The following is an 11,544-nucleotide window of genomic DNA, read 5'->3' on the forward strand; positions in this document are numbered from 1 at the left end:
GCCATGAGTGAGGTGGCCGCGCCCGCCGTCGCCGGGCCCCAGGAGATGCCCTCCTGGCACTATCGTTTCGGCTTCATTGCCGCGGTGTTCGGCATGTTCATGGCGATTCTGGATATCCAGATCGTCGCCAGCTCGCTGAACGAGATCCAGGCCGGCGTCTCCGCCTCGAGCGACGAGATCTCGTGGATCCAGACCTCCTACCTGGTCGCCGAGATCATCATGATCCCGCTCTCCGGCGTGCTGATGCGCTGGCTCTCGACTCGGGTCGCCTTCGTCATCTCCTGTGCGGGCTTCACCATCGCCAGCCTCGGTTGCGCGCTCGCCTCGAGCATCGAGCAGTTGATCGTCCTGCGCGCGATCCAGGGCTTCATGGGCGGGGCGATGATCCCGATCACCCAGGCGATCAGCTTCACCCTGTTCCCGCGCCGGGCGATGGGCGCGGTCCAGGGCGTGATCGGCATGGTGGTGACCCTGGCGCCCTCGATCGGGCCGACCGTGGGCGGCTATGTCACGGAGCTGTTCAGCTGGCACTGGCTGTTTCTCGCCAACGTGGTGCCCGGCGTGCTGGTCACGCTGGCGGCCTGGCGTTTTCTCGATGTCGACGAGGGCGATGCCAGCGTCGCGCGGCGGCTCGATTTCCAGGGGTTGATCCTGATCGCGCTGTTTCTCGGCAGTCTCGAGTTCGTGCTCGAGGAGGGGCCGGGCGACGACTGGTTCGCCAGCGAGCTGATCCTGTGGATGAGCGTGCTCTGCGTGGTCTCCTGCGTCGGTTTCTTCTGGCGCGTGCTGCGCTGCGAGCATCCGATCGTCGACCTGCACGCTTTCCGCAACCTCAACTTCTCCGTCGGCACCGGGCTGGTGTTCGTCGTCGGCATCGCCATGTACGGTCTGGTCTACCTGATGCCGCTGTTTCTCGGCGGGGTGCGCGGCTATTCGAGCCTGCAGATCGGCGAGGTGATGTTCGTCACCGGCGTGGCGATGTTCTTTACCGCGCCGGTGGTGGGGCGTCTGACCAACTCGGTCGACCTGCGCGTGCTGCTCTTCTTCGGCCTGCTGTTGATCGGCATCGGCACCGCCATGAACAGCAATCTGACCAGCGAGTCCGGCTTCTGGCAGTTCTTCTGGCCGCAGATCGTGCGCGGGGTCGGCATGATCCTGTGCATCATCCCCGCCTCGCGCATCGCCATGGGCACGCTGCCGCCGCACGAGCTGGGCAACGCCGCCGGGCTGTTCAGCGTGATGCGCAACCTGGGCGGCGCCGTCGGCCTGGCGATGCTCGATACCGTGCGCGACTGGCGCGCGGACTATCACTGGAACCAGCTGATCAGCGCCATCGATCAGGGCCGCGTGGTGGTACAGCAGGAGATCGCGCAGTATCAGTCGATGCTGACCGGCCATGTGGCCGACCCCTGGCACAGCGCCGTGGCGATGCTCGGCCAGCGGATCGGCGTTCAGACCCAGGTGCTGGCGTTCAACGATATCTTCCTCTGGCTCGGTGCGATCTACCTGCTCAGCGTGCCGCTGGTGTTCCTGCTCCGCAAGATCGAGCACTGACCGCGCCCCGCGTACCGACGTTCGCCGGCGGGGCAACCCGCGGCGAGACGGCTATCGAGCCGTGCATCGACCGGTAGGCAATGATTCAATAGCGCCATCTTTGGCCAATCGATGTGCAGGAATCCCCGGATGTCGCTGAACAACCCGCAATCGCCCAAGCCGGGCGCCGACGAACCCGTTCGTACCGTGCTGCGCCTGATCGGCGCCTTTGCCGCGCCGGTAGTGATCTATCTGGTGGCGTGGGAACTGATCGCGCGGCTGATCCTGCCGGGCGTCGATAGCGGCCGCGCCTTCGTCATCAGTCTGGCGAGCGTGCTGGTGCCGTTCTTCGGCGTGCTGGTCAGCGTCTACCTGATCGGCGTGCGCGCCGGGCGCCTGCTCGGCGGCGGCGTCATGGTCGTGTTCTTTCTCTATCTCTACCTCTCCTCCGGCGTCATGTTCACCTGGCAGCCGGTGGTGGAGACGCTGGGTGGCGTGGCCCTGGCGGTCGTGGCGGCGCGTTTCTGTCCGACCCTAAAGCCGGATCTCAGCGGCGCTTTCGGCTGAGCCCATGACCGCTCTGGCGAGCTGGCTGTCGACCCTCGGCGAGAGACTGCGCCAGCGGCGCTGGCGCGGCGTGCTGTGGATCGCGGCCGACCCTGAACTCGCGCTTGAGCGGGCGACGGCGGTGCTCGCGGCGGGGCCGTGGCGCTCGCCGCTGTGGCTCGGCCCGGCACCCGCAGCATTGCCCGACGACGTGGCGCGGCTGGCGATGTCGCGGGCGCGCAGCCGGCTGGGCAGCGAGCACGATCTGGTGGTTTTCGATGCCGCCAGCGCCGATAGCGGCTTCGATCCGGACGCCTTCGGCGCGATCAGCGGTACGGTCACCGCCGGCGGTTGGCTGGTGCTGCTGACCCCGGCCGACTGGGGCGATTCCGCCGACAGGGGCTGCCTTCCCGATGCCGACTATCGCCGGCTGGCGCACTGGCCGCATGCGCTCGACACGCTCTCGGCGCGCTATCTCGCGCGCGCCTCCCGCTGCCTGAATCGAACGGCCGCGCTCGCGCGCTGGCCGGCGGCCTCGGCGCTGCCGGAGACGCCGCTGCTAGAGTCGTCTTCGTTCACCGCGCCCAACCCCGCGCTGTCGTCTCTCGCCGCGCCCAACCCCGCGCTGTCGTCTCTCGCCGCGCCCGATTCCGCGCCGTCGTCTCTCGCCGCGCCCGACCCCGCGCCGCCTTCGCTCGAAACACCCGACTGCGTGACGCCCGATCAGGCCGAGGCCGTGGCGCGACTCTGTCGGCTGAGGCGGCGTCGCCCGCTGGTGCTGGTTGCCGATCGTGGCCGAGGCAAGAGCGCCGCGCTGGGGATCGCCGCGGCACGCCGGCTGCGGCAGGGCGAAACGCGACTATGGGTGAGCGCCCCCAGCGAGGCGGCGGTAGCGCCGCTGTTTGCGCGTTTAGAGGCGTTGCTGCCGCAGGGTCGACGTACGCGCGACGGTTTCGAGGTCATCTTTGGCAATGACCGAGACAATGCCCCAGACAATGATCCAGTCAATGGCCGAGACGATGGCCCAGGGCATGGGCGAGACGATGGGCGCCGGTGCCGCGTCGAGTGGCTGGCGCCGGAGCAGGTGATGGCGCGGCTGCGGGAGGCCGATATCGATCCGCGCTCGCCGCCGACGCTATTCGTCGACGAGGCGGCGGCGATTCCCGCCGCGCGGCTGGTCACCTGGCTGCGCGCCTTTCCCCGGCTCGCGTTTGCCACCACCGTGCACGGCTACGAGGGCACCGGGCGCGGCTTCGAGGTGCGCCTGCGCGAATGGCTCGACCGCCTGACGCCGGACTGGCGCCGCCTGACGTTGAGCGACCCGGTGCGCTTCGCCGCCGATGATCCGCTGGAGCGACTGACCCGCGACCTGCTGTGTCTCGATGCCGAACCGGTCACGCCGGCGACCGGGCCGGCGCCGGGCGACGAACACGATGCCCTGGTCTACACCTGGCTCGACCGCGACGCGCTGGCCGCCGACGACCGCCTGCTCGAGGCCGCTTTCGGCCTGCTGGTTCAGGCTCACTACCGCACCGCGCCGAGCGATCTTCGACAGCTGCTCGACGGCCCCGACGTGCGCCTGCTGGCGGCGTGCCAGGGCACGGTGCCGGTAGCGCTGTGTGCCATTCAACGTGAAGGCGACTTCGATGACGCCCTGGCGGACGCCGTCTACCACGGGCAGCGACGCCCGCGCGGACATCTGCTGGCGCAGTCGCTGGCCACGCACGGCGGCTATCGGGACGCCACGGTCGCGCGCTGGTGGCGCATCATGCGCATCGCGGTGCACCCGGCATGGCGCCGACGCGGCATCGGCGCGGCGCTGGTCGAGCAGGCCGCGACGGCGGCTCTCGCCGCCGGTATCGAGCGGCTGGGCGTCAGTTTCGGCGCCGAGCCGACGTTGATGCGCTTCTGGCGGCATCAGGGCTTTCAGTCGCTGCGCGTCGGCCTGACGCGCGACGCCGCCAGCGGCGAACCGGCGTTGATGATGGGGCGTGGGCTGACGCCGGCGGCCACGGCGGCAATGCACGGTATGAACGCCGACTTCGCCCGTCTGCTGCCGGACTTGCTGGGCGGCGAACTGCAGGATATCGAACCGTGGGTCGCGGCCTGCTGGCTGCACGAGGGCGAGCAGCCCGTTCGCGACGCGACGCTGCGCGAGCGGCTGGCCTGGTTTGCCAGCGGGGGCGGCGAGCTGGCGCTGGTGCGCCCATGGCTACGCACGGCCTGGCTCGCCTGGTGGCGGGCGCAGCCGCTCACGGCACTGCCGGACGCGCTGCGTGACGACACGGCCGTCGCTAACGGCGGCGAGCCGCCAATGCTGGAGGCCCCGTATAACCTCGAGGCGCTGGTCGCGGCGCTTTACCAGCATGACGACTCGCGGCTGTCGGCCGGCGGCAAACGCGAGCGGCAGGCGCAGGCGCGACGCCTGGCCGCGACGCTGCTGGCGTGGCTCGATGCCGCCGGCGAGGATATGGTCAAGCCGCAGCCAGACGCGTAAGGTGATGGCACTTTGCTACACTCGCCGTCGCCGGACGGCGACGCCAAAACCCTCTTAACGTCATTCGAGAGCCCGTCGCCGGTCGCTGCCGGTGACGCGCGGCGAGGCTGGAAACGATCATGAACGACCATCTGCTGGAACTCTCTCCCGAACCCTTGTGGCGGCACTTCCGCACCCTCTGCAACACGCCGCGATCCTCTGGCCATGAAGCACAATTGATCGAGACGCTGGCGCGCTGGGCCGACGAGCAGGGGCTGGCGCACGATCGCGACAGCTACGGCAATCTGCGTATCCGCAAGGCCGCGAGCCCGGGTTGCGACGACGTGCCCGGCGTGATCCTGCAGGGGCATCTCGACATGGTCACCCAGGCCAACAGCGATCATCCGCACGACTTCCTCAACGATCCGCTCGACACTTACGTCGAGGATGGCTGGCTGCACGCGCGCGGCACCACGCTGGGCGCCGACAACGGTCTCGGCGTCGCCGCGGCGCTGGCGATTCTGGAAGCCGAGGATATCGCCCACGGCCCGCTGGAAGCGCTGTTCACGCTGGAAGAAGAGACCTCACTGCAGGGCGCGCTGTCGCTCGACGAGGGCTGGCTCGACGGGCGCTATCTGCTCAACCTGGACTCCGAGGATCGCGGCGAGGTCTATATCGGCTGTGCCGGCGGTGCCGATGTGGTAGTCGATGCCGACCTGCCGATGCGCGGCTGCGACGACGAGGAAGTAATGCGCCGCATCGCCCTGACCGGGCTGGTCGGCGGCCACTCCGGCGCGGATATTCACAAGGAGCGCGGCAACGCCAACCAGCTGCTGGTACGCGCCCTGCGCGCGCTCGGCGAGTACGAGATCCGGCTGGTGGACTACCACGGCGGGACGCTGCGCAACGCGCTGCCGCGAGAAGCGTTCGCCACCATCGCGGTCGACGAGCATCACCTGCCGGCGCTCGAACAGACGCTGACCGAGCTGCAGGCGTGCTACCAGGCGGAGCTGGCCGGTGTCGATGAGGAGGTGACGCTGAGCCTGGCGCCGGCGGCCGTCTCCTGCGAGGACGCCGAGGTTCTGACCGACACCGCGACCGCGCTGCTGGTTTCCGCGCTGCACGCCGCGCCCTACGGCGTCGAGCGCATGAGTGTCGAAGTGCCCGGCGTGGTCGAGACCTCCAACAACCTGGGCGTGGTGACGCTCGAGAACGGCCGCTTCCATCTCTGTGCGTTGGTGCGCTCGCTGCGCGACAGCGCCACGCGCAACCTGGCGGACCGCTTCACCGCGCTATTCGGCCTGATCGGCGCGCAGACCCGGGTCGAGAATGCCTATCCCGGCTGGACGCCGAGCGCCGACAGCACGCTGCTGACGCGTTTCCGTCGCCTCCATCAGGAGCAGCTGGGCAGCGACCCGGCGGTCAAGGTCATCCACGCCGGGCTCGAGTGCGGCATTATCGGCGGCAAGTACCCGCAGCTCGAGATGATCTCCTTCGGCCCGGTTATTCGCGGCGCCCACTCGCCGACCGAGCGCACCGAACTTGCCTCCGTCGAGGAGTTCTGGAAAGTGCTCAAGGCGCTGGTTGCCGACATCGCCTCCGGCAAAGCGGCTTGATGCGAACCTGAAAAGAAGCGGGCAAGTGGTTCTCTCGATATTGCGCGTTCCCGATAGAGCGCCATTCGAAAGAATCACTCGCCATCAGAAATACCTCCTTCCTCTCAATCCTTATCTCCCACGGCAAAGCGTCCTACTCATCGGGTCGCCGGCCAGCGCGTTCTTCTTACCTTTTCCCAACGCGACGTCTGGCTCTCCTGCGTCGACGAATATCGCCCAGCACTCGGCTAAGGTCGACTTGGGCATTGCGCTCCGTGTAACCGATGGTTACGGTGTTGTAACGCCCATTTAAAAGACTGATGCCCAAGCACCATCCCAAGACTATTGCATGGCGGGCGACCCATGATCGTCGCCTGTTCAGGTAGGGGCGGTAGCGTGATTTAACGCTGCCGGTAATTGATATAGTTGTTTGGCATGCAGGAACGCGGGGATATGCCGTTAAAGCCACCTGAGAACAGGGCGATAAGTAAAACAACGTATTCAGCGGCTGATTCCGCGTGGCTGCCGCCACCTGGCGTTGTATCGCAAGAGATTCTAGGAAAGTTTACCTCGGGGACATCCATACTGGCCGGTTGGCGCAAGCCATGAAAGCGAATGAAATAGCGGTTCCAGTCGCAGTCAGTCTTGACCGTGCGGGGACTTTAGCGTTTCACGCGCATGATGGCTTTCACACGATCCATTAGCTTTGGTGGCTGATTGTGAGCATTCATAAGCAACCCAATATGGCTGTATTTTTATACGTCAATATCTGGTTCAGTGGAACGTGCAAGGTTGCGAATTCTGCATAACATGGCGACTTATTCTTGGTTTCATTTGAAATTAATAGGTTAGAAGCGATTTGGTGGGCTAGATAAGAATTCATCAGCACGTGCGCTCATTCAAGTGGTAAAAAGAGCCTGTTATCTAATGCCTTTTATACCTGAGGAGAAACTGTGCCAACCGAACTTACTTGGCGTAAAGCTATTGAAAAAGTGTTGCAGGACGCCGAAGGCGCGATGCACTACAAAGATATTGCAGACGAAATTGTGAGTCGCGGGCTTCGCGTTAATGTCGGTGCCACGCCTCCGGCCACGGTGAGTGCGAATCTTACCACGTCCATAGCGAAGGACGGCGAGAAATCGCCTTTTCAAAAGGTTGGTCGGGGTGAGTATATTCTGCGGAATAAGGGGAAAGGTTCGGCTAAAGCTAAACAGGCTACAAGCGCCACACCACTAGTGGAGCAAGACTCTGAAGATCAATACGATATTATTAGCTCCTTCGGAATGTTCTGGCGTCGTGACTTCGTTGACTGGAATTCAAGTCCAAAGCTACTCGGGATGCAGCAAATCGGCACAGAACCAGTGGATTTCTATGGCCAAGTAGGGATTTACTTGCTGTATGACGGACGAGAGATAATCTATGTGGGCCGATCAACGGATAGGCCACTTGGGAAGCGTTTATACGAGCATACCGCCGACCGTCTTTCGACCCGATGGGATCGATTTTCTTGGTTCGGTTTGTTGCCTGTATCTGAGAAAGGCCGGCTTGGGATGCTTCCGGAAAGCTACATCGCCAACAAAATTGTCCCGGCTTTAGAAGCAATATTGATTGAGGCGCTAGAGCCGCGTCAGAACAGAAAGCGTGGTGATGACCTATCTGCTGTCGAGTATCTGCAGAAAGAAGACCCAGAAATAGACCGAAAGAAAAAGAAGGTACTGCTCGAGTCAGCGCTCTCAAAGGTATAACAAAAGCGTTAACGCGGACAGGCTTTTCCGCTGGCGCTTCAAAGCCAGCCGGTTACGCAAGACGTTAGGCATTCGGAGGTAAAATGCAGAAATCCGATCAAGTATCGTTGTATTTTTTGTCTGACTTAGAAAATTTTCGGGTTTTGTTGAGCTATCAGAACATCATTGGTCTGAAGAATTAAATAAGTATAGCGAATCTGGAATAGAAGTTAACGAGCCCGTTTGTTGGGATAGATATAAGTATCGCAATGATTTAGGTGCGCATTCTCAAGAAGTGTTTCCCCAATACCAGAAACAATCGTTTTTGCTCATATTGGTATCGCTTTTTGAAGACTATCTTAACCAGCTGTGCCACGGTTTTAACTTTGAAAAAGATCTGAATTGTGTTTTAAAAGACTATCCTGGTTTAGGTGTTGAGAGAGAAAAAAACTACCTGCGTAAAGTCGCTGGAATTGAAGTTCCTACAGGTGCTGTCTCTTGGGGTAGAGTCGTCGAAGCAAGAGATATCAGGAATATCATTGCTCACAATGCAGGGCACTTAGACGAGGAGCTTCATAGTAAGCAGCTTAGAATTGTTGCCAAAAGCCTCAGTTTGAATTCGCATAAATTTGCTAGAGTCCATCTTGAAGTCACACAGGTGTCTATCTTTGAAATTATTGAAGCTATGACTAGTGTGGCTAAGGAGCTCTGGCGCAACACGACGGGAGATACCTAACAAAAAATTTAAGAGTGATTCAGCACGCTCGGCATTTTTAGTTCGGGTTGAGTTTAGTGTTTACACTGGTCCAGTTGAGTTATGTGGTCGCGTGCTTCACACCTTAATTGGGCGTTAACGGCCTTTATTCCTGCACCCTCATTACCCACAATGTTCAAGCACTGGGCGTCGTTCCCGACCTGCCAAAGCCATCAACACCCCAGCGGATAACCAAAGCCTTCACAACGAATCACGCCCGCTGCTGCCGGGCGCGGCCCCGGGCCGGGTGTACCTTCTCTCGCGAGGCCTGCCGTCAGCGCTCAGGAAACGATACAGCGAGGCGAAAACCGGTGCGTTATGATCGCTTGTCAGTCGATTAACTGGGCGCTTGCGGCACCGGTCGCGGCAAGGCGACAACGGTTGGGGAAGCGTGATCTATTGCAGGAGGCATCGTGATCGTTATCTATGGCATCAAGGAACACCTGAATCCCATCAAGGCTCAGCTCTCCGAGGTGATCCACGGTTGTATGCAGTCCGTACTCGGTATGCCGGAAGACAAGCGGGCTCATCGTTTTATCCCGATGGAAGCCGAGGATTTTTATTATCCGGGGGGTAGAACACCAGCCTACACCGTCATTGACATCAACATGATGCAGGGGCGAACGCCCGAGACGCAGAAAGCGCTGATCAAGGCGCTCTTCCAGACAATCGAGTCCGTCGTTGGCCTATCACCCGTGGATGTCGAAATAACGATCAAGGAGCAGCCGCCCCATTGCTGGGGCTTCCGAGGCATGACCGGCGACGAGGCACGCGATCTCCAGTATTCGGTCAAGGTGTAGCCGGGGGATCCATGGGTGCCGGCGGCGCGGCGAGTCGCCGGCTCCTGTTGCCGCTGGCGTTACGCCGCATCGAGCCCGGTCTATCGGCCAGAGCGCCCCGGCAGCGGGTGGCTCTCGCCAAGGTCATCCTGACAGCGTGTTCGCGCGCCGCCACGGCGGTTCATTCCTGCTGTTGGCGATGCGTATCCTCGCGCACCGCCTGACATCCCGCTTCCGAGATATAGCCGTTCGCCAGCGCGTGTTCCGCCATGCTGGCGCTGTCGCGGGCCAGCACCAGTTCGCAGCCGGCCTGCCTGACCTCCTGGGCGAGCGCTTCGATGGCGGCGTCGCGTGAGGGATCGTTGTCCACCTTGCGGATATAGATCGCGCGGACCCGTTCCGGGTGCGCCTTGACGATCTCGGTGTAGACCTCCGGGTCGCGCTGGCCGCTGTCGCCGATCAGAATGAACGGCAGTTCGTCGTAGAGCGCCAGCATGTTCTCGATCACGTCCGACTTGTGATCTTCCGCCTTGCGCGGCCAGGGGCGCTTGAGGGTCAGCCCCCATTCGCGCAGGAACAGGATCGGCCCGACCGGGATACGGTTCATGTTGAAGAACATCTCCAGTACTTCGTAGATGCTCCAGGGCCCGCGGGAGACGTAGAGCATGGGCCGCTTGCGATTGCCTTCGACACCGCCGTAGAGCGCCCGGTAGAAAGCCGCGACGCCGGGGAAGGCGGTGCGTCGGTGGGCTTTTTCCATGAACAGGCGATAGAGCATCTTCAGCTTGTTGGCGACGCCGGTGTACATCACGGTGTCGTCGATGTCGCTGATCACGATCAGGTCGGTATTGGCGGGCGGAATGTAGATCTCGGTTTCGGTGAGGATGGCGTCATCCTCGGAGAGCACCTCAAGCTTGACCGAGTGCCAGATCGCTTCCGCCGGCAGGGTGTGGGTGATCTCGATATGGGCGTGGAAGTAGCCGTCACGGTCGGTGGTGACGGTCGCGTGGGTCGCGCCCATGCGGATATCGACGCGGGCATCGGCGACGCCGTGGCGCACCAGCCGGCGCGCGACGTCGGCCAGGTCGCGCATCACGCCGCGTTTCCACAGCCCCAGGCGTTTGGGCTGGCGAAACACGCGCCCCATGATGAACGCTTCCGAGTGCGAACCGTAACCGCGATAGGGGTGGACGATAACGCCACCCTGGCCCTTGTCGCCGCGCATCGGGCGGATGAACAGGCGTACCAGCTTCTTGATGAAATGGATCAGCTTGGCGACGAACAGGCGTGGTAGCGAGCGGGAGCCGGAGGCGGAGTCATCGGCGGTGGTGTCGGAATACTGAGGCACGAGGCGGGAACATCCATGTCGGGTACGCCGGTTCAGTATGGAACCCGGCGGCGTTTCTGCAAAGCGCCGGCCCGAATGCGTGGGAGGATCGCCCGGAAACGCGAACGCCCACCGCGAGGGTGGGCGCTCAAGACACGAGTTGCCGCGCGATCAGGCGTGCTGATGGCTGTGGCGGCCTTCGGCGACCTCTTCCAGCAGCTTGCGGTTGAAGTCGTCGAGATCCTTCGGCGTGCGGCTGGTGACAAGACCGCTGTCGACGACGACGGATTCGTCGAACCAGGTCGCTCCGGCGTTCTTCAGATCCTGTGCCACGGAGGCGACGGAGGTCATCTTGCGGCCTTCGACCACGCCAGCGTTGATCAGAATCCACGGCGCGTGGCAGATCGCAGCCACCGGCTTGCCCGCTTCGAAGAAATGACGCACGAAGGTGAGGGCCTTCTCGTCGAGACGCAGGGTATCCGGGTTGAACAGGCCGCCCGGGAGCACCAGCGCGTGGTAGTCCTCACTCTTCACCTCGTCGAGGCTCTTGTCCGCTTCGTAGGTCTCGCCCCAGTCGGTTTCCGCCCAGGCGCGAATGCCCTTGCCGTCCGGCGTGATGACGTGGGTTTCGGCACCCTGACCCTGTAGCGCGGCGCGCGGCGAGGCGAGTTCGGACTCCTCGAAGCCGTCGGCGGCGAGAATGGCGACACGTTTACCGTTGAGTTGCTGAGCCATCGTGACCTCCTGGTCTTGATGTGACGAGTATTGAACAAAGGGCCGACGGGCCATCCCGGTCCGCCGTGCGCCCTT

9 protein-coding genes are annotated in these 11,544 nt (G+C 62.9%); 7 read left to right on the forward strand and 2 right to left on the reverse strand.

What is annotated here, in order from left to right:
• Window positions 1-3 precede the first annotated feature (3 nt).
• The 7 genes from MC381_RS09975 to MC381_RS10005 all read left to right on the forward strand — a co-directional run bounded on the left by MC381_RS09975 (window position 4) and on the right by MC381_RS10005 (window position 9,428).
• The gene (locus MC381_RS09975) at window positions 4-1,554 is read left to right on the forward strand and encodes a DHA2 family efflux MFS transporter permease subunit (protein WP_251977606.1); all 1,551 of its coding nucleotides are present in this window, start codon (window positions 4-6) and stop codon (window positions 1,552-1,554) included.
• Window positions 1,555-1,683: 129 nt separating this feature from the next.
• Complete coding sequence (locus MC381_RS09980) at window positions 1,684-2,100, forward strand: hypothetical protein (RefSeq protein WP_251977607.1); 417 nt, start codon at window positions 1,684-1,686, stop codon at window positions 2,098-2,100.
• A gap of 4 nt (window positions 2,101-2,104) precedes the next feature.
• Window positions 2,105-4,576 (forward strand): tRNA(Met) cytidine acetyltransferase TmcA, encoded by a 2,472-nt coding sequence (locus MC381_RS09985; RefSeq protein ID WP_251977608.1) that lies wholly within the window; start codon window positions 2,105-2,107, stop codon window positions 4,574-4,576.
• Window positions 4,577-4,695: 119 nt separating this feature from the next.
• Entirely contained in the window at window positions 4,696-6,171 is a 1,476-nt protein-coding gene (locus MC381_RS09990) for an aminoacyl-histidine dipeptidase (RefSeq protein WP_251977609.1), read from the forward strand.
• A 932-nt stretch (window positions 6,172-7,103) separates the two neighbouring features.
• Window positions 7,104-7,895, forward strand: a complete 792-nt coding sequence (locus MC381_RS09995) for an HTH domain-containing protein (RefSeq protein ID WP_251977610.1) — start codon at window positions 7,104-7,106, stop codon at window positions 7,893-7,895.
• 274 nt (window positions 7,896-8,169) lie between these two features.
• Window positions 8,170-8,610, forward strand: coding sequence for a hypothetical protein (locus MC381_RS10000; RefSeq protein ID WP_251977611.1), 441 nt, complete (start codon window positions 8,170-8,172; stop codon window positions 8,608-8,610).
• 431 nt (window positions 8,611-9,041) lie between these two features.
• Window positions 9,042-9,428, forward strand: coding sequence for a tautomerase family protein (locus MC381_RS10005; protein ID WP_251977612.1), 387 nt, complete (start codon window positions 9,042-9,044; stop codon window positions 9,426-9,428).
• A 160-nt stretch (window positions 9,429-9,588) separates the two neighbouring features.
• Here the strand turns inward: MC381_RS10005 and MC381_RS10010 are convergent, their stop codons facing one another.
• Complete coding sequence (locus MC381_RS10010) at window positions 9,589-10,755, reverse strand: App1 family protein phosphatidate phosphatase (RefSeq protein WP_374708169.1); 1,167 nt, start codon at window positions 10,753-10,755, stop codon at window positions 9,589-9,591.
• Between the two features lie 150 nt (window positions 10,756-10,905).
• Window positions 10,906-11,469: a type 1 glutamine amidotransferase domain-containing protein gene (locus MC381_RS10015; RefSeq protein WP_251977613.1), complete on the reverse strand. Its 564-nt coding sequence runs from the start codon at window positions 11,467-11,469 to the stop codon at window positions 10,906-10,908.
• Between the last annotated feature and the right edge of the window lie 75 nt (window positions 11,470-11,544).

Source organism: Salinicola avicenniae (genome assembly GCF_023736115.1).
Taxonomy (GTDB): domain Bacteria; phylum Pseudomonadota; class Gammaproteobacteria; order Pseudomonadales; family Halomonadaceae; genus Salinicola; species Salinicola avicenniae.